Raw genomic sequence first — 19,988 nt, 5'->3', positions numbered from 1 at the left:
AGCCGGACCACTACCGGTACTGACCCTGACCCCGCCGCCCGCCGCCCCGGCGCTGCCGTCCGGGAGGTCGCGCGGCTCCGCCACGGGCCGGCCGCCGGCGAGCCGGAACGCGGCGGGCAGCACCAGCCGCTCCGGCCGCGGCAGCCGCTCCGCGAAGTCCCGGGGCAGGCCCCGGCCGTCCGCGACCGCGACCAGCTCCGGCCACCGCAGCAGCGCCACCCGCCGCGCCTCGGCCAGCGCGGCCGCCGCCGCCAGCCGCTCCCCCAGCTCCGCGACGACCCGGCTCTGCATCTCCTGCACCCACCGGATCCGCAGCCGCAGCCCCTCGCGCACGGGCAGGGCGCCCACCCCGTGCGGCACCCCGCGCCACCGGACGCGCCGGGGCAGCGCCGGCAGCGCGCCGAGCGACGACGGCAGCAGCGCCAGCAGCACCGGGTTCCGGGCTATCGACTCGGCGTCGTCGCGGGCGTGGTGCTGGTCGGCCTGCAGCTCGGCCTCGGCGAGCACGGCCAGCGCCGACGCCGCCGCGGTGGTCCCGGCGCTGCGCTCGCGCAGTGCGCCGGCCAGCGGCTCCTCGGCGTGCAGCGCGGACAGCACGGTGCGTCCCCAGCCGGCGGCGTCCAGCAGCCGGCCGCCGGCCAGCGACGCCGGCTCGGGCAGCCCGGCCAGTTGCTCGTCGACCTCGGCCATGAGGTCGCGGGCGAGCGCGGGCAGCGCGGTGCGCAGCCGCCCCACGCGCCAGGCCGCGCCGAGCAGCCGGGCGCCGCGCAGCGGGTTGACGAAGTCCCGTACCGGGTGGGCGGACCGCACCGCGCCGAGCAGCCGCAGGTCGGCCGCGGCGCGGCCGTCGACGGCGGTGACGACGGGCAGTCTGCGCAAGAGCCGCCGGGGGGCGGTGCCGGCGACGTCGAGGGCCACGGTCAGGCCGTGCGACATGGGCGCGAGCCACAGGTCCTCCGCCAGCGGCTGCAGCACCGCGGGGAAGGTCTCGGCGACCGGGCCGGGGCCCAGCAGCCGGGCGGTGCGGGGCGGGCGCGGAGGCATCGCCGTGATCGGCCGGGACTGGAAGAGCCACAGCCGGCCGCCGTCGTCGAAGCCGAACTCGACGTCCTGCGGCCCGCCGAAGACCCGCTCCGTCCGGCGGGCCAGCTCCGCCAGCCGGACCAGCCGGCCGCGGCCGAGGAGCCCCGCGCCGGGCGGCTCCGCGGGGTCGACGGCGACGCGCCGGCCGCGGCGGGTCAGCTGGTAGCGCACGCCCTGGGCGGTGCCGTCCACGAGGCTGTCCGGGCCGCCGTCGACGGCGCTGACCAGCAGCCGGTCGTGCCGTCCCGCGACGGGGTCGGCGCCGAACATGACGCCGCCGGCCGCGGCCCGCAGCATGGGCTGCACGAGCACGGCCAGATGTCCGGGCGCCCCGGACCGCCGCGGCGCCTCGCCGGGCGCGGCGGCGGGTCCGACGAGCACGCGGGCGGCGGAGTCGAGGACGCGGCGCACGGCGGCGGCGAAGTCCTCCCAGCCGCGGACGTCGGGCACGGTCTCGTACCAGCCGGCCATCGAGGAATCGGCGGCGTCCTCGTACGCGGACGAGGACCGCACGATCAGCGGCCGCCGGCCGGCCTCGCTGAGGTCCCGCCAGGCGGCGCGCAGCGCGTCGGCGTGCACGAGCGCGCCGGGGCCGAGCGCGGGGACGGTGAGCACGAAGCCCGGGAGGACGGGCAGCCCCGCGGCGGCGGCGCGGGCGAGGTTGGCGGCCTTGCCGCCGGCGCGGTCCCGCTCCCGGGCGGCGCCTGCGTGCAGGGGGAGCACCGCCGGCCACCCCGCGCCCCCGGCTCCTCCCGTACGCGCCGCCCCCGCCGCACGCTCCGTTTCTGTCGCCATCCGCGGCTCCACCTCCGCTCCCGCGTGCGCGCCCCTGGTGCGGGCGGCCACGCCCGTGACCTCGGTCCCGGGTAGCGGAGGGAGCCGACCGGAGTCGCCGCGGGGGCAGTAGCCGGGGAACCGCCGCGGCCACCCGGCGGGTTCGACCGGGTTGCTTACGAATCAGTATGCCGCGTCCAACCGGAGGTATTCCTCGGGGATGTCCCCGAAGGTCACCGACCGCCGCGGGTCGGCCGCGGCCGGCCCCGGCCCGGCCCCCGGTCAGCCGAGGAACGACAGCCGCACGCTGCGCCGCGGGTTGTCGCGATTGGTGTCGACCAGCACCACCGACTGCCAGGTGCCCAGCTCCAGCCGGCCGCCGATCACCGGCAGCGTGGCGTGCGGCGGCACCAGCGCGGGCAGCACGTGGTCGCGGCCGTGGCCGGGGCTGCCGTGCCGGTGCTGCCAGCGGTCGTCGGCGGGCAGCAGGTCGTGCAGCGCGGCGAGGAGGTCGTCGTCGCTGCCGGCGCCCGTCTCGATGACCGCGACTCCCGCGGTGGCGTGCGGCACGAAGACGTTGAGCAGCCCGTCGCGGCCGTCGGCGGCCTCGCGCAGGAACGCGTCGCAGTCGGCGGTGAGGTCGTGCACGGTCTCTCCGGCGCCGGTGGTGATCCGGAGCGAGTGGGTGGTGAAGACGTCGGTCATAGGGCCAGGATCGCGCATGGGGAAGATCCGCGCCGCCACGGGCGTTGGCGCACACATGAGCGGCAGCGTGCGGACCCAGGTGGCGGTGATCGGCTCCGGCCAGGCGGGGCTCTCGGCGGCGTACTTCCTGCGCCGCGCCGGCCTGGACTTCGTCGTCCTGGACCACTCCCCCGGCCCGGGCGGCGCCTGGCAGTTCCGGTGGCCCACGCTGACGTACGGCAGAGCGCACCGCGTGCACGACCTGCCGGGCATGCCGCTGGCCGCCGCGGCGGCGGACGGCGACCGGCCGGCCGCGGAGGTCGTCGCGGAGTACTTCGCCGCGTACGAGCGCGCGTTCGAGCTGCCGGTGCTGCGGCCGGTGAACGTGGCCGAGGTGCGCGAGGGCGGCGGGGAGGAGGCCGGGCGGCTGCTCGTCGTCTCGGACGCGGGCACGTGGTCGGCGCGGGCGCTGGTCAACGCCACGGGCACCTGGGACCGGCCGTTCTGGCCGCGCTACCCGGGCCAGGAGACGTTCCGCGGCCGGCAGCTGCACACCGCGCAGTACCGCGGCCCGGACGAGTTCGCCGGCCGGCGGGTGGTGGTCGTCGGCGGCGGCGCCTCCGGCACGCAGCACCTGCTGGAGCTGGCGGGCGCGGCGGCGGAGACCGTCTGGGTGACGCGCCGCCCGCCGGTGTGGCGGGAGGGGCCGTTCGACGAGGACTGGGGCCGCGCCGTGGTGGCCAGGGTCGAGGAGCGGGTACGGGCCGGGCTGCCGCCGTCGAGCGTGGTCGGCGAGACGGGGCTGCCGCTGACGGACGAGATGCGGGCGGCGCGGGACGCGGGCGTGCTGGCGCGGCGGCCGATGTTCGAGCAGATCACGCCGGAGGGCGTGGCCTGGGCGGACGGGACGGTCTTCCGGGCGGACGCGATCCTGTGGGCGACGGGCTTCCGCGCGGCCGTCGACCACCTGGCGCCCCTGAAGCTGCGCGAGCCGGGCGGCGGCATCCGGATGGACGGCACCCGCGCGGCCCGCGACCCGCGGATCCACCTCGTCGGCTACGGCCCGTCGGCGAGCACCATCGGCGCCAACCGCGCCGGCCGCACGGCGGTTCGGGAGCTGCGCGGCCTGCTCGCCGGGGCCCCGGACGCGGCCGTCCCCGGCCCGGGCGCCGGCCGCGGGGCGGTCCCTCGTGACGCCGTCAGCGCTGCTGTCTGAGGCTGGAGCTGCGTACCACCAGCTCCGGCTGGAGCACGATCCGCTGGTGTTCGTGCCGTTCCACGCCCTCCCCGGTCTCCTCGATGAGCAGCTCCGCCGCCTCCCGGCCCATCCGGTGCGCCGGCTGCCGCACCGACGTCAGCGGCACCGCCGCCGCGGCGGCGAACTCGATGTCGTCGTAGCCGACGAGCGCGATGTCGCCCGGCACCGAGACACCCGCCGTGAAGAGCGTCTGGAGCACGCCGAGCGCCAGGAGGTCGTTGGCGCAGAACACGGCCGTCGGCCGCGGCGACATGCCCAGCAGCCGGGCGCCGGCGTCGCGGCCCGCGGCGACGTCCATCTGCCCGGTCTCGACGTGCACCAGCGCCTCGGGGCCGAGGCCCCCCTCGGCGAGGGCGGCGAGCGCGCCGGTGCGGCGGTCCTGGCACTGCGGGAGCTGCATGGGGCCGCTGACGTAGGCCAGGGAGCCGTGTCCGGCGTCGATCAGGTGGCGGGCGGCGAGGGCGCCGCCCTGGACGTCGTCCAGGGAGACCGAGCAGGCGTCGGCGCTGGCGACGGTGCGGTCCACGAAGACGTACGGGATGCCGTGCCGGCCGAAGGACTCCAGGGTGCGCCCGCTGGTGTCGGCGGGGGTGACGAGGACGCCGCGCACCCGCTGCTCCGCGAAGAGGCCCAGGTACTCGGCCTCCTCGACGGGGCTCTGGGCGCTGTTGCAGAGCATCACGCCGAGTCCCGCGTCCCGCGCCGCGCGCTCCGCGCCGGTGGCGACGTCGACGAAGAACGGGTTCGTCATGTCCAGCACAAGCAGCGCGATGATGCGGCTGCGGCCGGCGCGCAACTGCCGCGCCGACTCGCTGCGTACGTAGCCGAGGCGGTCGATCGCCGCCTGCACCCGCTCGCGGGTGGCGACGGCCACGCTGTCGGGCCGGTTGATGACGTTCGACACGGTGCCGACGGAGACGCCCGCGTGCCGCGCCACGTCCTTGATGCCCACCATGCGCCCCACGCGCGTTCCCTTCAGCCGTCCAGCCGGTCGTACGCGGCACGCCCCGGCCGCGGCCCGCCGCTCATGCTACGCATGACCCCCGCCGGCCCCCGCCACCTCCACCAGGTCCAGCCCGGCCAGGTCGGCCAGGGCCCGCAGCTCGGGCAGGAGGTGCCCGGTGGCCAGCGCCCAGTGGTGGCCGACGCCGCTGGCACTCCACTCGTCGCACCACTCGCCGGGATCGCGGCCGAAGTCGACGCGGGAGGTGGTGTTGCCGATGCTCAGCAGCGGTCCCGCGGTGACGGTGCCCGCCGAGGCCACGAGCCGGTAGCGGCCGTCGCGGGTCTGGCCGAGACCGACGGCGGTGACGGGCCCGTGGCGTACGTCGAACTCCACGGACACGCCCCAGCCGCGCTTGCCGTGGTACACGCCGAGGCCACGCAGCAGCGGGCGGCCCTCGCTGACCGCCGGATGGCCGGGCCCGTCGTGGCCCATCTCCACCACGCCGTCGCGGAAGTTGAGTGCCTGCATCTCGGTGAAGGAGCCGCCGGCGCCGAGACGGTCGGTGAGGAGCATGGCGAGCGAGGTGCGCAGCTCGTACTCGCCGGCGGCGGGGATGCCGCGGGCGGTGAGCAGAGAGGCGCCGAGGATCATGCCCGCGCCCAGCCGCTCGTGCGTCTCGCCGTCGAGCCCGCGATGGTAGTACGCGAGGGAGTCGAGGTCGAAGTCGGCGGCGAGCCGGTCCAGGCCCACCGAGACCCGCGCCGCCCACGCGAGGTCGTCGGGGTCCACGGTCGGGTCGAGGTCGAAGACCCCGCGGGTCTCGTCGAGCTTGGCCGCGACCTCGTCGTCGCCGGCCTTCTCGGCCCGTACCCGCAGGTCGTCGAACTCCAGCACCTCGACGTGGCCGCCGAGGTTCGCGGGGACCAGGGTGAGGTCGGTGGAGACGTCGTACATGCCCGGGTAGAGGTGGCCCATCAGCCCGTGCCGGCCGTTCCGCAGCACCGCGCGCATCCCCGCCGCCCGGATCCAGCGGCCGATGCGGGCCCACGCCCGCTCGTCCCGGAGGTGGCCGGAGACGGAGCGGAAGGGGACGCCGCAGCGCTCGAAGGCGTTCGCCATCTCGGGCAGCGGGCAGGCGCCGCAGTAGGCGAGCCACTGGCCGGTGTCGAAGCTCGCGTGGTCCATCGCCTCGGTGGGCTGCAGGTTGATCAGCAGGACGGGCGCGCCGCTGCGCTGGGCGACGGGGACGAGCATCGTGGCGGTCATGTACGTGGTGAGGAAGCCGACGATCAGATCGCAGTCGGCGGCGCGCAGCTTCTCGGCCGCGGCGGCGCCCTCGGGGGCGTCGGAGACGAAGCCGACGTCGACGACCTCGGCGTCGAAGCCCCCCAGCCGCTCGGCGACGCGGGCGGCGGAGCGCTTCAGCTGCGGCAGCAGGTCGGGGAACTGCGGCCAGTAGGCGCCGAGGCCGCCGGCGACCAGGCCGACCCTGGGTTTGCGGGCGGTGGCGGGGATGCGCGGGAGGTGTGCGGTCGTCATGGACGGCTCCTTGCCGGTTGCGCCTGCGCCTAGCGGGGCAGGGCGAAGTCCACGGTGCGCAGCGGCGAGGGCGTGGTGCCGGTGGACTTCTGCTGGTACATGAAGGACAGGACGCCGTCCTGGGCGAGCCGGGTCTCGTCGAGGACCACCTCGCCGAAGGCGTCGAGGCCGGCGCCGTCGAAGAGCACCTGCCAGTCGGTCCAGTTGGAGGCGGCGGAGGCGGCGACGACGCGGCCGTAGGGCAGCACGGCGTAGGCGTTGTCGTAGCGGTCGAAGGCGAGCTTGGAGCGCTGGCTGGACGCCAGCGGCACGTCGATCTCGGTCTTGTGCCAGCGGCCGGCGTCGTCGCGGTGGACGTGGAAGGCGCGGGCGTGGGCCTTGCGGCCGGCGACGTAGTCGGTGACGCACTGGCCGAAGCGGCCGGGGACGTAGCTGATGAGCGCGTGCGGGCGGCCGGCGGAGTCGGTGGCCTGGTGCTCCTGGTTCATCAGCGCGTGGTCCGCGTTCAGCGGGTCGGCGACGGTGCCCGGGTCGTCGAACTCGACGAGGTCGGGGCCGCCGGTCCGGCCGACGGTCCGGCCGGCGGCGTTGGTCCAGGTGCGGCCGTCGTCGGTGGAGCGGACGTAGCCCGTGTCGTGGTTGCTCAGCCCGCCGCGGGCGCACATGACCCCCGTGTTCTGCTCGCGCCAGGTGTAGAAGGCGTGCAGGGTGCCGTCGGGGCCGTAGTCGATGCCGTGCAGGTACATGTTGCGCGAGGTGCTGCTGCCGTGGGCGGTGGAGTACCTGCCGGTGGAGCCGGACCACTCGCCAAGTGCCCGCCAGCGCGTGCCGTCGTACGCGGCGAGGCCGTTGCGGCCGTCGCCGGAGACGCCGGCGCGGTAGCTGAGCAGCAGCCCGCCCTCGGGGGTGGCGACGAACTGGGGGTAGGTGAAGCGGCTGGTGAGGGGCAGGCCGTCGAGCGAGGTCTGCACGGGGCCGAAGACGGCGGCCGTCCAGTCGTGTTCCTCGGGGCTGCTCATCAGGCCCGGCACGGACTTGAGGTAGTAGAAGCCGTCGGAGTGCGAGTCCATGTTGACGTGCAGCCGGCCGTCCGCCGCCGAGACGCCGAGCGAGATGACGTTGTGGGAGTCGTCGTACTTCAGCTTGTGGTCCAGCGCGACGGTCTGCCATTCCTGCTCGCCGAGGGCACGGCGGGCGACGATGGCGCTGCGGTCGGCGGTGTACCACGCGGCGTACTGGTGGCCCGCGTGGGTGAGGATGCCGTTCTTCTGGAAGGAGTTGTTGTTGACCAGGCCGTCGTACGAGACGAAGTAGATCGCCCGCGGGTCCAGCTCGGTGTCGGCGATCCGGGTCAGCGAGGGGCCCGGCGCCGCGGCGGCGGGGCCCGGCACGGCTGCCGGATCCGCCAACGCGGCGGGGAGCGCGGTCGCGGTCAGCAGCAGGGCGGCCGCCGCGGCGATGAGCGCGGGCTTTGCGGAGGGTCGCACGGAACGTCGCATGTGGGAGTCCTCAGTCGAGGTGGAAGATCTCGGTCAGGGGGCTCATAGCCTCGTCCGGTGCGGCGCCGTCGAGCGCCTCGAAGAACGGGGCCATCTCGGCCTGCCAGCGCGCGTTGACGTCGCTGGCGGCCATCGCGGCCTGCGCGGCGGCGAAGTCGTCGGTCTCCAGGTAGCCGACGAGGAGTCCGTCGTCGCGCAGGAAGAGCGAGTAGTTGCGCCAGCCGGCGGCGGAGAGCGCCGCGAGCATGTCCGGCCACACGGCCGCGTGCCGCTCGCGGTACTCGGCCAGCCGGCCGGCGCGTACCTTCAGCAGGAAGCAGACCCGGGGCATCGCGCCGTGCCTCAGAAGTCGTACTCGTCGATGTTCGTCTCGTCGAACACGGTCGGCGGGCCGAGGATGATCTCGCCGTCCTTGCCGACGGTGTACTCGCCGAGCCGGCCGGCCTCGAACGTCTCGCCCTCCTTGCCGGTGATCTGGCCGGAGGCCAGCGCGGCGGCGGCGTACGCGCCGAGGTAGCCGAGGTCCTTGGGGTCCCACAGGGAGAACTCCTCGACCGTGCCGTCCTTGACGAACTTGCGCATCTGGTTCGGCGTCCCGAGGCCGTTGAGCACGACCTCGCCCTTGTAGTCGGAGGAGCTGATGTAGCGGGCGGCGGCGGCGATGCCGACGGTGGTGGGCGAGATGATGCCCTTGAGGTCGGGGTACGCCTTGAGCAGGCCCTGGGTCTCCTGGAAGGACTTCTGGTCGTCGTCGTCGCCGTAGGCGACCTTCACCAGCTCCATGTCCCGGTACTCGGGCTTCTTCAGCTCGTCCTTCATGTACTCGATCCAGGTGTTCTGGTTGGTGGCGTTCTGCGTGGCCGACAGGATCGCGATCTGGCCCTTGTGGTCGAGCTGCTCGGCGATGCGCCGCACCTGGCTGCGGCCGATCTCCTCGGAGCTGGCCTGGTTGATGAAGAGCTGGCGGCAGTCCTTGGCGGTGTCGGAGTCGTAGGCGACGACCTTGATGTCCTGCTGCATGGCCGTCTTCAGCGGGCCGCAGACCGCGTTGGGGTCGTTGGCGGCGATGAGGATGGCGTCCTGGCGCTGCTGGATGAGCGTGTTGATGTACGAGACCTGGGAGGACGCCTTGGCGTCGGAGGGGCCGACCTCCTTGGCCTCGGCGTCGAACTCCTCGCTCGCCTCGATGCCGGCCTCGTCGACGATCTGCTCGTAGGGGTTGTTGATCTGCTTGGGCAGGAACGCGATCTTCAGCCCCTTCTGCAGCGGCGCGTCCGGGTTCGCGGTGGCGTCCGACACCCGCTTCCCGGCGTCGTTCTCCGCGTCGTCCTTGGTGGTGCCCGAGCAGGCGCCGGCCGCCAGGGTGAGGGCGCACAGCGCGGCTGTCGCGGCGAGGGTGCGGCTCTTGTTACGCATGCGGGTGAACCTTTCGCGTTCGGTTCCGCGAATCCGCGGAGCGGAGGCTGATGGGGGTCGGCGGGGTCAGGGGGTCGCCGCGAGGCGGCGGTTGCGGCGTTCCGCGACGGCGGAGACGGCGCGCGGGGTGAGGACGGAGGCGATGAGCAGCAGCCCGGTGACGATCACGCGGATCTCGTTGGCCACGTCGTTGAGGGTGAGCAGGTTGTTGAGCAGGCCGATGAGGAGCACGCCGGCGACGGCGCCGCCGAGGGTGCCCTTGCCGCCGTTGAAGTCGACGCCGCCGAGGAGGACGGAGGCGATGACGACCAGTTCGAGGCCGAGGCCGTTGTCCGCGCGGGCGCTGCCGTAGCGCAGGGTGTAGACGATGCCGGCGAAGGAGGCCATGAGGCCGGAGACGACGAACAGCGCGAGCTTGACGCGCCGGACGCGGATGCCGGCGAACCGGGCGGCCTCCTCCTGGGCGCCGATGGCGTACAGCGAGCGGCCGAAGCCGGTCATGTGCAGCAGCACCGCGGCGAGCACGGCGAGCACCGCGAAGAGCGCGATGGGGTACGGCACGAAGGTGCCCGGCACGGTCTCGGTGGCGGCGGCCCACCTGGCGTAGTCGTCGGGGAAGCCGGCGACGGCCTTGTCGCCGAGGACCACCGAGGCGAGGCCGCGGTAGAGGGTGAGGGTGCCGATGGTGACGGCCAGCGGCGGCAGCCCGACGCGGGTGACGAGCCAGCCGTTGAGGAGCCCGCCGGCCGCGCCCGCGAGCAGGCACAGCGGCACGATCAGCTCGAAGGCGTACCCGGCGTCCCACAGCGAGCCCGCCAGCGCGCTGGACAGCCCGAGCATGGAGGCGACGGACAGGTCGACCTGGCCGGCGACGACGAGCAGCGTCATCGGCAGCGCGATGAGGGCGATCTCGGCGGTGTCGTTGAGCGCGGCGGACAGGTTGCCGGTGGAGGCGAAGCCGTCGGTGGACGAGGTGCCGGCCAGGAACACCGCGATCAGCAGGATGCCGACGGCGGTGTCCCACCGCAGGTAGGTGCCGAGCGACTTCACTGCCGCCTCCTCTTCCGCAGCGCGCTGGTACTGCGCCGCTGCACGATGCGGTCAGTGGTGATGGCGGCGAGCAGCAGCACGCCGGTGATGGCCTGCTGCCAGAAGGAGCTGACCTTGAGCACGACCAGCGCGCTGCCGATGGTGGTGAGCAGCGCGGCGCCGAGCGCGGCGCCCCACACCGAGCCGACGCCGCCGGTGATGGCGACGCCGCCGACGACGACGGCGCTGACGACGGTCAGCTCCCAGCCGTTCGCGGCGTCGGCGACGACGGTGCCGAAGCGGGCGAGCCACAGCGCGCCGGCGAAGCCGGCGACCGCGCCGGAGAAGGCGTACGCGCCGAGCACGCGGCGGCGGATGGGGATGCCGGCGAGCCGGGCGGCCTCGGGGTTGGAGCCGATGGCGTACAGCTCCCGGCCGCCGGTGTAGCAGCGCAGGTAGTACGCGGTGCCGGCGAGGACGCCGGCCGTGATCAGCGGCAGGTACGGGATGCCGAGGACGCTGCCGGTGCCGAGGGAGAGGAGGTCGTCGGGGAGGTTGGCGGCGTTGATCTGCTCGCCGCCCGCCCACCAGTAGTCCAGGCCCTGGATGACGTAGAGCATGCCGAGGGTGACGACCAGCGCCGGCACCCTGCCGAAGCTCACCAGCAGCCCGCTGACCAGCCCGCAGGCGGTGCCGAGCGCGATGCCGAGCAGGACGACGGTGACCGCGCTGTGGTCGGTGCCGGAGACGAAGTCGCCGCAGGCGAAGGCGGTCAGGCCGACGACGGAGCCGACGGACAGGTCGATGTTGCGGGTGATGACGACGACGGACTGGCCGACGGCGAGCAGCACCAGGATGGAGGAGTTGAGCAGCAGGTCCTCGACGCCCTGCTCGTCCAGGAAGCTCGGGTTGGCGATCCAGGTGCAGAGGATCAGCAGGACGAGCGCGCCGCCGATGGACAGTTCGCGGGCGCGGAAGACGGCGTCGGCCAGCGAGCGCGCGGGCCGCTCCGGGCCCTTCGCGGGGGCGGGCCCGGTCTTCTGCACGGTGGTGCTCATGCCGCCGCCTCCCCGGTGCCGCGGCCGGTCGCGGCCGTCATCACCGACTCCTCGGTGGCCTCGGCGCGCGGGATCTCGGCGACGAGGCGGCCCTCGTGCATGACGAGCACGCGGTCGGCCATGCCGAGGACCTCGGGCAGGTCGGAGGAGACCATGAGGACGGCCAGCCCGCCCGCGGCCAGTTCGGAGAGCAGCCGGTGCACCTCGGCCTTGGTGCCGACGTCGATGCCGCGGGTCGGCTCGTCGACGATGAGCACCGTCGGCTCGGTGGCCAGCCACTTGGCGAGCACCACCTTCTGCTGGTTGCCGCCGGAGAGCACGCCGACGTCGTCGGTGAGCCGCCCGTACTTCAGCCGCAGCCGTGCGGCCCAGTCGGCTGCCCGGCCGCGCTCCAGCGTGCGCTGGACGAGGCCGGCGGAGCCGAGGCGGCCCAGGCCGGTGAGGCCGATGTTGCGCTCGATGGACATCTCCATGACCAGGCCGCGCTGGCGCCGGTCCTCGGGGACGAGGGCGACGCCCGCGTCCATGGCGGCGGTGGGTGAGCCGCGGCGCAGCGGGCGGCCGGCCACGTGCACCTCGCCGGCGTCGGGGGTGTCCACGCCGAACGCGGCCTGGACGACCTCGCTCCGGCCGGCGCCGACGAGGCCGGCGAGCGCGACGATCTCGCCGCGGCGGACGTCGAAGGAGACGTCGTGGAAGACGCCTTCGCGGGTGAGGCGCCGCACGGACAGCGCGGTCCCGCCCAGCTCGGCCTCCTGCTTGGGGTACAGCTCGTCCAGGTCGCGGCCGACCATGCGGCGGACGAGGTCGTCCTCGGTGAGCGCCTCGACCTCGTCGGTGGCGACCCGGCGGCCGTCGCGCAGCGTGGTGACCCGCCGGCAGAGCCGGAAGACCTCCGCCAGCCGGTGCGAGATGAAGAGCACGGCGGCGCCCTCGGCGCGCAGCGCCTCGACGACGGCGAAGAGCCGGGCGGTCTCGCTGCCGGTGAGCGCGGCGGTGGGCTCGTCCATGATCAGGACGCGGGCGTCGAACGACAGCGCCTTGGCGATCTCCACGATCTGCTGGTCGGCGATGGACAGCCCGCGCGCCGGGCGGCCGGGGTCGAGGTCGACGCCGAGGCGGCGCATGAGCGCGGCGGTGGCGTCGCGGACCGCGGAGCGGTCGATGCGGCGCAGCGTACGGCGGGGCTGGCGGCCCATGAAGATGTTCTCGGCGATGGACAGGTCGGGGAAGAGCGTGGGTTCCTGGTAGATCACGGCGATGCCCGCGTCGCGGGCGTCGGCCGGGCCGTGGAAGGCCACCGGGGCGTCGTCGAGGAGCAGTTGGCCGGTGTCGGGGCGGTGTACTCCGGCGAGAATCTTGATGAGGGTGGACTTCCCCGCGCCGTTCTCGCCGGCAAGGGCGTGCGCCTCGCCGGCGTGCAGCGTGAGGGAGACGTCCTGCAGGGCGCGTACGGCCCCGAAGGACTTGCTCAGGCCGCGCGCGGCCAGGACGGGCACTTCTGTCATGGTCAGCACCGTTGCGGTCGGCAGTTGATGAAAGGTTTCAATGAGTTTTCACGGAAGCTAGACCCCTCCCAACAGGCACGTCAATGGGTCAGACGTGGAAACTTTCCGGCCAACGCCTCCTTCTCCGCAACCCTCTTGACAGCCCGTCCATACCTCCCTAGCTTCATGATCTGAAACGATTCATGACTGACTGACCCCCACCCACACGACCAGCGACACCCGCGCGGAAAGGCTTCGCGATGACCGTGAAAGCGGCACTCAGGTCCCAGGCAGTCGAGACACCGTCCTGGGCGTACGGAAACTCAGGCACACGCTTCAAGGTCTTCGCGCAGCCGGGCGTGCCGCGCACTCCCCAGGAGAAACTGGACGACGCCGCCCGGGTGCACGAGCACACCGGCGTGGCGCCGTCCGTCGCGCTGCACATCCCCTGGGACCGGGTGACGGGCGCCGACGGCTACGCGGCGCTCGCGGCGTACGCGAAGGAGCGGGGGCTCCGGCTCGGCGCGATCAACGCCAACGTCTTCCAGGACGACGACTACAAGCTGGGCTCGGTCACCCACCCGGACCCCGCGGTGCGGCGCAAGGCGCTGGCGCACCTGATGGAGTGCGTCGACATCATGGACGCCACCGGCTCGCGGGACCTGAAGCTGTGGTTCTCCGACGGCACCAACTACCCCGGCCAGGACGACGTGCGCGAGCGCCAGGACCGGCTGGCCGAGGCGCTGGCCGCGGTGTACGAGCGGCTCGGCGAGGGGCAGCGGATGCTGCTGGAGTACAAGCTGTTCGAGCCGGCGTTCTACCACATGGACGTGCCGGACTGGGGCACGGCGTACGCGCACTGCCTGCGCCTGGGCGACCGGGCGCAGGTGGTGGTGGACACCGGGCACCACGCGCCGGGCACCAACATCGAGTTCATCGTGGCGATGCTGCTGCGGGAGGGGAAGCTCGGCGGCTTCGACTTCAACTCCCGCTTCTACGCCGACGACGACCTGATGGTCGGCGCGGCCGACCCCTTCCAGCTGTTCCGCCTCATGTACGAGGTCGTACGGGGCGGGGGGTTCGGGCCGGACGTGGCCTTCATGCTCGACCAGTGCCACAACATCGAGCCGAAGATCCCCGCGATCATCCGCTCGGTGATGAACGTCCAGGAGGCCACGGCCAAGGCGCTGCTGGTCGACCGCGAGGCGCTGGCCGCCGCCCAGCGCGACGGCGACGTGCTCGGCGCCAACGCCGTGCTGATGGACGCCTACAACACCGACGTGCGCCCGCTGCTGGCCGAGGTGCGCGAGGAGATGGGGCTCGACCCGGACCCGGTGGCCGCGTACCGCCGCTCGGGGTGGGCCGAGCGGATCGTCGCGGAGCGGGTCGGCGGCACGCAGGCGGGGTGGGGCGCGTGAGCGGGGTGCGGGAGCCGGCGGGCGCGTACGACCCGGTGGACGCCCTGCTCCAGCGGGCGCACCGGCTGGGGGCCGACCCGCGCAACACCAACTACGCGGGCGGCAACGCCTCCGCGAAGGGCACCGCGACCGACCCGGTGACCGGGGGCGACGTGGAGCTGATGTGGGTCAAGGGCTCCGGCGGCGACCTCGGCACGCTGACGGCCGCGGGCCTCGCGGTGCTGCGTCTCGACCGGCTGCGGGCGCTGGCGGGCACGTACCCGGGGGTGGACCGCGAGGACGAGATGGTCGCGGCGTTCGACCACTGCCTGCACGGGAAAGGATGGCTCCCGGGGGGAGAAGGAACAGCGCCGTCGATCGACACCGCCATGCACGGCCTGGTCGGCGCCCCGCACGTCGACCACCTCCACCCCGACTCCGGCATCGCGCTGGCCTGCGCCGCGGACGGCGAGGAGCTGACCCGGCGGTGCTTCGGCGAGCGGGTGGTGTGGGTGCCGTGGCGGCGGCCCGGCTTCCAGCTCGGCCTGGACATCGCGGCCGTGTACGAGGCGCACCCCGGGGCGATCGGCGTGGTCCTCGGCGGCCACGGCATCACGGCGTGGGGCAAGGACTCCGCGGAGTGCGAGCGCAACTCGCTGGAGATCATCCGCACCGCCGAGCGGTTCCTCGCCGAGCAGGGGCGCCCCGACCCGTTCGGCCCGCTCGTCGAGGGCTACGGGCCGCTGCCCGCCCCGGAACGCCGGGAGCGGGCCGCGGCGCTGGCGCCGGTGATCCGAGGGCTGGCGTCCGCCGACCGGCCGCAGGTCGGCCACTTCACCGACGCCGACGCCGTGCTGGACTTCCTGGCCCGCGAGGCGCACCCGCGGCTGGCCGCGCTCGGCACCTCCTGCCCCGACCACTTCCTGCGCACCAAGGTCCGCCCGCTGGTCCTCGACCTGCCGCCGGACGCGCCGCTCGACGAGGCCGTCGCCCGGCTGCGGGAGCTGCACGCCGCGTACCGCGAGGACTACCGCGCCTACTACGAGCGGCACGCCGACGCCGGCTCGCCGCCCATGCGCGGCGCCGACCCGGCGATCGTCCTCGTGCCCGGCGTCGGGATGTTCAGCTTCGGCAAGGACAAGCAGACCGCGCGGGTGGCGGGCGAGTTCTACGTCAACGCGGTCAACGTGATGCGCGGCGCCGAGGCCGTGTCCTCCTACGCCCCCATCCCCGAGGCGGAGAAGTTCCGCATCGAGTACTGGGAGCTGGAGGAGGCCAAGCTGCGCCGCATGCCGCCGCCGAAGCCGCTCGCGACCCGGGTGGCGCTGGTCACCGGCGCCGGCTCGGGCATCGGCCGGGCCATCGCCCGCCGGCTGGTCGCGGAGGGCGCGTGCGTCGTCGTCGCCGACCGGGACGCCGATGCCGCCGAGGCGGTCGCCGCGGGGCTGGGCGGGCCGGACCGGGCCCTCGCGGCGGTGGTGGACGTCACCGACGAGGAGCAGATCGCGGCGGCGTTCCGGGCCGCGGTGCGCGCGTTCGGCGGCGTCGACCTCGTCGTCAACAACGCCGGGATCTCGGTCTCCAAGCCGCTGGCGGAGACCACGGCCGCGGACTGGGACACCCAGCACGCCATCATGGCGCGCGGCTCGTTCCTCGTCTCCCGGGAGGCCGCGCGGGTGCTCGCCGCGCAGGGCATGGGCGGCGACATCGTCTACATCGCCTCCAAGAACGGCGTGTTCGCCGGGCCGAACAACATCGCCTACGGGGCCGCCAAGGCCGACCAGGCGCACCAGGTGCGGCTGCTCGCCGCCGAGCTGGGCGGGCTGGGCGTGCGCGTCAACGGCGTCAACCCCGACGGCGTCGTGCGCGGCTCCGGCATCTTCGCCGGCGGCTGGGGCGCCCAGCGGGCGGCGGTGTACGGGGTGCCGGAGGAGAAGCTCGGCGAGTTCTACGCGCAGCGGACGCTGCTGAAGCGGGAGGTGCTGCCGGAGCACGTGGCGAACGCGGTGTTCGCGCTGACGGCCGGCGAGCTGAGCCACACGACCGGGCTGCACATCCCCGTGGACGCGGGCGTGGCCGCGGCGTTCCTGCGGTGAGCGGAGCGTACGGGCCGGGGGCGGGCGGCGGCGCGGCCGGGGACGCGCTGCCGTTCGCGGCCGTCGACCTCGGCGCAGCCAGCGGGCGCGTGATGCTCGGCCGGGCCGGCGGCGGCGAGCTGCACCTGGAGGAGGTGCACCGCTTCCCCAACCGCCCCGTGCGGCTGGCCGGCACCCTCCACTGGGACGTCCTCGCCCTCTACGCCGGCGTGCTCGACGGACTGCGCGCGGCGGGACAGCGCGCGGGGGGACGGCTCGCCGGCGTCGGCGTCGACTCCTGGGCCGTCGACTACGGGCTGCTCGACGCCTCCGGCGCGCTCATCGGCAACCCGGTGCACTACCGCGACACGCGCACCGAGGGCATGGCGGCGAAGCTGGCGGCCGTGCTGCCCGCGGCGGAGCTGTACCGGGCGACGGGCCTGCAGCACCTGCCGTTCAACACCGTCTACCAGCTCCTCGCCGCCCGCGGCACGCCCGCGCTGGCCGCGGCCCGCCGGCTGCTGCTCATCCCCGACCTCGTCGCGTACTGGCTGACCGGCCGGGCCGGCACCGAGCTGACCAACGCCTCCACCACCGCGCTGCTCGACCCGCGCACGGGCACCTTCTCCCGGCGCGTCGCCGAGGCCGCGGGCGTCGACCTCGGGCTCTTCCCGCCGCTGCGCCGCCCCGGCGACCCGGCGGGCGAGCTGCTGCCCGCGGTGCGGGAGGAGACCGGCCTGACCGGCCCGGTGCCCGTGAGGGCGGTCGGCTCGCACGACACCGCCTCTGCCGTCGTCGGCGTCCCGGCGCGGGACGCGGACTTCGCGTACATCGCCACCGGCACCTGGTCGCTGGCCGGCGTCGAGCTGGACGCGCCGGTGCTCACCGAGGCCGGCCGCGCCGCCAACTTCACCAACGAGCTGGGCGTGGACGGCACCGTGCGCTACCTCCGCAACATCATGGGCCTGTGGCTGCTGCAGGAGTGCCAGCGCACCTGGGCTGCCGAGGGGCGCGCGTACGAGCTGGACGCGCTGCTGGCCGAGGCCGCCGCGGCGCCGCGGCTGCGCTCGTACGTGGACGCCGGGGACCCGGAGTTCCTCGCGCCGGGCCGGATGCCGGAGCGGATCGCGCCGGCGGGCCGGCCGGCGGGGCGGCCGGCGGGGCGCACGGCGGCGGAGACCGTGCGCTGCGTGCTCGACTCGCTCGCCCTGGCGCACCGCCGCGCCGTGGCCGACGCGCGGCGGCTGTCGGGGCGTACGGTGCGCGTGGTGCACGTCGTCGGCGGCGGCGCCCGCAACGAGCTGCTGTGCCGGCTGACGGCGGACGCCTGCGGGCTGCCGGTGGTGGCGGGACCGGTCGAGGCGGCGGCGCTCGGCAACGTCCTGGTACAGGCGCGGGCGGCCGGCGCGATCGACGGCACGCTGTCAGACATCCGATCTCTGCTTCACAGAACGCAGTCGCTGAGGGAGTATGAACCCGGCGGCGACGAATCGGCGTGGGAGGAAGCGGAATGCGCGTTGCGCTCTTCGTGACGTGTGTCAACGACACGCTCTACCCGGACACCGGACGGGCGACGGTGGCGCTGCTGGAGCGGCTGGGGGTCTCGGTGGACTTCCCCGCGGCCCAGTCGTGCTGCGGACAGGCTCAGTTCAACACCGGCTACCGGCGCGAGACCGTGCCGCTGGCGCGCCGCTTCGCGGGCGTCTTCGAGGACTACGAGTACGTCGTGGTGCCGTCCGGCTCGTGCGCGGCGATGGTCCGCGACAACTACCCGCGCCTCGGCGAGCCCGCGGCGGCGGCCGTCGCGCCGCGCACGTACGAGCTGACCGAGTTCCTCACCGACGTGCTCGACGTGACCGACGTCGGGGCGTACTACCCGCACACGGTCACCTATCATCCGACCTGTCACGGACTGCGGGTGCTGGAGCTGGGCGACCGGCCGCGGCGGCTGCTGGAGCGGGTGGAGGGGCTGACGCTGCGTGAGCTGGACGGGGCGGAGGAGTGCTGCGGGTTCGGCGGCACGTTCGCGCTGAAGAACCCGGCGGTCTCGGCGGCGATGGGCGCCGACAAGGCGCGGCACGTGGAGGAGTCGGGCGCGCAGGCGGTGTGTGCGGCGGACAACTCGTGCCTGATGCACATCGGCGGCACGCTGGCGCGCCGCGGTTCCCCGGTCCGGCCGGTGCACATCGCCGAGATCCTGGCGAGCACGGAAGGAGCGGTCTGGTGACCGACGCCCCGGGGCCCGGTGCGGCCCGTACGTTCCTCGGCTTGCCGCGCCGGCGTCCCGCGGCCTTCCCGCGGTCCGCCGCCGCGGCCACCGCGGACGCCACGCTGCGCGGCAACCTCACGCACGCGACGCACACCATCCGCGCCAAGCGCGCGGCGGCCGTCGCCGAGCTGCCGGACTGGGACCGGCTGCGTGCCGCAGGCGCCGCGGTCAAGGACGACACGCTGCGCCACCTGGACCGCTATCTGGAGCAGCTGGAGGCGGCGGTGACCGCCGCCGGCGGGCACGTGCACTGGGCCGTGGACGCCGCGGAGGCGAACGCGATCGTCACCCGGCTGGTCCGGGACACCGGCGCGGACGAGGTCGTCAAGGTCAAGTCGATGGCCACGCAGGAGATCGGGCTGAACGAGGCGCTGGCGGCGGCCGGCATCAGCGCGTACGAGACGGACCTCGCGGAGCTGATCGTGCAGCTCGGCGACGACCTGCCGTCGCACATCCTGGTGCCCGCCATCCACCGGAACCGCGGCGAGATCCGCGACATCTTCCGCGACCGCATGGGCGACCGGGGCCGGCCCGCGCCCGCCGGGCTCGGCGACCGGCCCGCCGAGCTGGCCGAGGCGGCGCGGCTGCACCTGCGGGAGAAGTTCCTCGGCGCCCGGGTCGGGATCTCCGGGGCGAACTTCATGGTCGCCGAGACCGGCACGATGGTGGTGCTGGAGTCCGAGGGCAACGGCCGGATGTGCCTGACGCTGCCGGAGACGCTGATCTCCGTGGTGGGCATCGAGAAGGTGGTGCCGACCTGGCGGGACCTGGAGGTCTTCCTGCAGCTGCTGCCGCGCTCCTCGACCGCCGAGCGGATGAACCCGTACACGAGCACCTGGACGGGCCCCTCGGAGGGCGACGGGCCCCGGGACTTCCACCTCGTGCTGCTGGACAACGGACGCACCGACACGCTGTCCGACCAGGTCGGACGCCAGGCGCTCCGGTGCATCAGGTGCTCGGCGTGTCTCAACGTCTGCCCGGTGTACGAGCGCGCCGGCGGGCACGCGTACGGCTCCGCCTACCCCGGCCCGATCGGGGCGATCCTCACCCCGCAGCTGCGCGGCACCGCGAGCGCGCTGGACGCCTCGCTGCCGTACGCCTCGACGCTGTGCGGCGCGTGCTACGAGGTGTGCCCGGTCGCGATCGACATCCCCGAGGTACTGGTGCACCTGCGCACCCGGGTCGCCGAGGGCGGCGCGTACACCGTGCGCGGCACGAAGACCGTCGTCAGGCCGGCGAAGGGACACGCCGCGGAGCGCGCGGCGATGCGGGCGGCGCGCTGGACGATGGAACACCCGCGCGCCTACGGCGCGGCGCTGCGCGCCACGACCGGCACCCGGCGCCTGCACCCGCGCCGGCTGCCGGGCCCGGGGCGGGCGTGGTCGGCGACGCGCGAACTGCCGCCGGTGCCCCGGGAGTCGTTCCGCGCGTGGTGGAAGCGCACCCGGGGCGAGGGATCGTGAGTGCGGGGAAG

16 protein-coding genes are annotated in these 19,988 nt (G+C 74.6%); 6 read left to right on the top strand and 10 right to left on the bottom strand.

Going from position 1 to position 19,988, the window contains the following annotated elements; genetic code table 11:
* Both ABD317_RS10740 and ABD317_RS10735 read right to left on the bottom strand, forming a co-directional pair.
* Nucleotides 1-1,878: PEP/pyruvate-binding domain-containing protein (locus tag ABD317_RS10740; RefSeq protein WP_344289559.1), on the bottom strand; the 1,878-nt coding region annotated here is incomplete at its 3' end.
* Between the two features lie 261 nt (nucleotides 1,879-2,139).
* Nucleotides 2,140-2,562, bottom strand: a complete 423-nt coding sequence (locus ABD317_RS10735; protein ID WP_027757410.1) for a secondary thiamine-phosphate synthase enzyme YjbQ — start codon at nucleotides 2,560-2,562, stop codon at nucleotides 2,140-2,142.
* Between the two features lie 55 nt (nucleotides 2,563-2,617).
* Here ABD317_RS10735 and ABD317_RS10730 point away from each other — a divergent pair, with 55 nt between their 5' ends.
* Nucleotides 2,618-3,757, top strand: a complete 1,140-nt coding sequence (locus ABD317_RS10730) for an FAD-dependent oxidoreductase (RefSeq protein WP_344289560.1) — start codon at nucleotides 2,618-2,620, stop codon at nucleotides 3,755-3,757.
* On the opposite strand, the gene ABD317_RS10725 is transcribed toward ABD317_RS10730, so the two are convergent.
* The 8 genes from ABD317_RS10725 to ABD317_RS10690 form a co-directional block, all read right to left on the bottom strand.
* Complete coding sequence (locus ABD317_RS10725) at nucleotides 3,741-4,754, bottom strand: substrate-binding domain-containing protein (protein WP_027757408.1); 1,014 nt, start codon at nucleotides 4,752-4,754, stop codon at nucleotides 3,741-3,743. The two genes, ABD317_RS10730 and ABD317_RS10725, sit on opposite strands and share 17 nt — an antisense overlap.
* Before the next feature lie 75 nt (nucleotides 4,755-4,829).
* A complete protein-coding gene (locus ABD317_RS10720; RefSeq protein WP_344289558.1) occupies nucleotides 4,830-6,284 on the bottom strand; it encodes an L-fucose/L-arabinose isomerase family protein in 1,455 nt (484 codons plus the stop codon).
* Nucleotides 6,285-6,313: 29 nt separating this feature from the next.
* Nucleotides 6,314-7,783, bottom strand: coding sequence for a BNR repeat-containing protein (locus tag ABD317_RS10715; protein ID WP_344289557.1), 1,470 nt, complete (start codon nucleotides 7,781-7,783; stop codon nucleotides 6,314-6,316).
* Nucleotides 7,784-7,793: 10 nt separating this feature from the next.
* A complete protein-coding gene (locus tag ABD317_RS10710; RefSeq protein WP_344289556.1) occupies nucleotides 7,794-8,114 on the bottom strand; it encodes an L-rhamnose mutarotase in 321 nt (106 codons plus the stop codon).
* 11 nt (nucleotides 8,115-8,125) lie between these two features.
* Complete coding sequence (gene rhaS, locus ABD317_RS10705; RefSeq protein ID WP_344289555.1) at nucleotides 8,126-9,199, bottom strand: rhamnose ABC transporter substrate-binding protein; 1,074 nt, start codon at nucleotides 9,197-9,199, stop codon at nucleotides 8,126-8,128.
* 66 nt (nucleotides 9,200-9,265) lie between these two features.
* Nucleotides 9,266-10,249: an ABC transporter permease gene (locus tag ABD317_RS10700; RefSeq protein ID WP_344289553.1), complete on the bottom strand. Its 984-nt coding sequence runs from the start codon at nucleotides 10,247-10,249 to the stop codon at nucleotides 9,266-9,268.
* A complete protein-coding gene (locus tag ABD317_RS10695; RefSeq protein ID WP_027757402.1) occupies nucleotides 10,246-11,286 on the bottom strand; it encodes an ABC transporter permease subunit in 1,041 nt (346 codons plus the stop codon). The genes ABD317_RS10700 and ABD317_RS10695 overlap by 4 nt, the downstream gene beginning before the upstream one ends.
* Nucleotides 11,283-12,794 carry a sugar ABC transporter ATP-binding protein gene (locus ABD317_RS10690; RefSeq protein ID WP_344289552.1) on the bottom strand — a complete coding sequence of 504 codons (1,512 nt, stop codon included), beginning with the start codon at nucleotides 12,792-12,794 and terminating at the stop codon, nucleotides 11,283-11,285. The genes ABD317_RS10695 and ABD317_RS10690 overlap by 4 nt, the downstream gene beginning before the upstream one ends.
* Before the next feature lie 239 nt (nucleotides 12,795-13,033).
* On the opposite strand from ABD317_RS10690, the gene rhaI reads away from it, so the two are divergent.
* Genes rhaI through ABD317_RS10665 form a run of 5 tightly spaced genes read left to right on the top strand, consistent with a single transcriptional unit; the run spans nucleotide 13,034 to nucleotide 19,977 of the window.
* Nucleotides 13,034-14,191, top strand: coding sequence for an L-rhamnose isomerase (gene rhaI / locus ABD317_RS10685; protein ID WP_027757400.1), 1,158 nt, complete (start codon nucleotides 13,034-13,036; stop codon nucleotides 14,189-14,191).
* Complete coding sequence (locus ABD317_RS10680) at nucleotides 14,179-16,266, top strand: bifunctional aldolase/short-chain dehydrogenase (RefSeq protein WP_344289551.1); 2,088 nt, start codon at nucleotides 14,179-14,181, stop codon at nucleotides 16,264-16,266. Before rhaI ends, ABD317_RS10680 begins: the two co-directional genes overlap by 13 nt.
* The gene (locus ABD317_RS10675) at nucleotides 16,263-17,777 is read left to right on the top strand and encodes a rhamnulokinase (protein ID WP_344289550.1); all 1,515 of its coding nucleotides are present in this window, start codon (nucleotides 16,263-16,265) and stop codon (nucleotides 17,775-17,777) included. The genes ABD317_RS10680 and ABD317_RS10675 overlap by 4 nt, the downstream gene beginning before the upstream one ends.
* Complete coding sequence (locus tag ABD317_RS10670; protein ID WP_344289549.1) at nucleotides 17,756-18,472, top strand: (Fe-S)-binding protein; 717 nt, start codon at nucleotides 17,756-17,758, stop codon at nucleotides 18,470-18,472. Before ABD317_RS10675 ends, ABD317_RS10670 begins: the two co-directional genes overlap by 22 nt.
* On the top strand, nucleotides 18,469-19,977 hold the full coding sequence (locus tag ABD317_RS10665; protein WP_344289548.1) for a lactate utilization protein B: 1,509 nt from the start codon (nucleotides 18,469-18,471) through the stop codon (nucleotides 19,975-19,977). Before ABD317_RS10670 ends, ABD317_RS10665 begins: the two co-directional genes overlap by 4 nt.
* Nucleotides 19,978-19,988 lie beyond the last annotated feature (11 nt).

The sequence above is a fragment of the Streptomyces synnematoformans genome, from assembly GCF_039531005.1.
GTDB classification, from domain to species: Bacteria; Actinomycetota; Actinomycetes; order Streptomycetales; family Streptomycetaceae; genus Streptomyces; species Streptomyces synnematoformans.
The sequence above is the reverse complement of the archived record's forward strand: the minus strand, read 5'-3'. Positions and strand labels throughout refer to the sequence as shown.

Coding starts and splice junctions, on each gene's coding strand:
- ABD317_RS10735 (WP_027757410.1), bottom strand. CDS start 2,562: ATGACCGACGTCTTCACCACCCACTCGCTCCGGATCACCACCGGCGCC.
- ABD317_RS10730 (WP_344289560.1), top strand. CDS start 2,618: ATGAGCGGCAGCGTGCGGACCCAGGTGGCGGTGATCGGCTCCGGCCAG.
- ABD317_RS10725 (WP_027757408.1), bottom strand. CDS start 4,754: ATGGTGGGCATCAAGGACGTGGCGCGGCACGCGGGCGTCTCCGTCGGC.
- ABD317_RS10720 (WP_344289558.1), bottom strand. CDS start 6,284: ATGACGACCGCACACCTCCCGCGCATCCCCGCCACCGCCCGCAAACCC.
- ABD317_RS10715 (WP_344289557.1), bottom strand. CDS start 7,783: ATGCGACGTTCCGTGCGACCCTCCGCAAAGCCCGCGCTCATCGCCGCG.
- ABD317_RS10710 (WP_344289556.1), bottom strand. CDS start 8,114: ATGCCCCGGGTCTGCTTCCTGCTGAAGGTACGCGCCGGCCGGCTGGCC.
- rhaS (WP_344289555.1), bottom strand. CDS start 9,199: ATGCGTAACAAGAGCCGCACCCTCGCCGCGACAGCCGCGCTGTGCGCC.
- ABD317_RS10695 (WP_027757402.1), bottom strand. CDS start 11,286: ATGAGCACCACCGTGCAGAAGACCGGGCCCGCCCCCGCGAAGGGCCCG.
- ABD317_RS10690 (WP_344289552.1), bottom strand. CDS start 12,794: ATGACAGAAGTGCCCGTCCTGGCCGCGCGCGGCCTGAGCAAGTCCTTC.
- rhaI (WP_027757400.1), top strand. CDS start 13,034: ATGACCGTGAAAGCGGCACTCAGGTCCCAGGCAGTCGAGACACCGTCC.
- ABD317_RS10670 (WP_344289549.1), top strand. CDS start 17,756: ATGCGCGTTGCGCTCTTCGTGACGTGTGTCAACGACACGCTCTACCCG.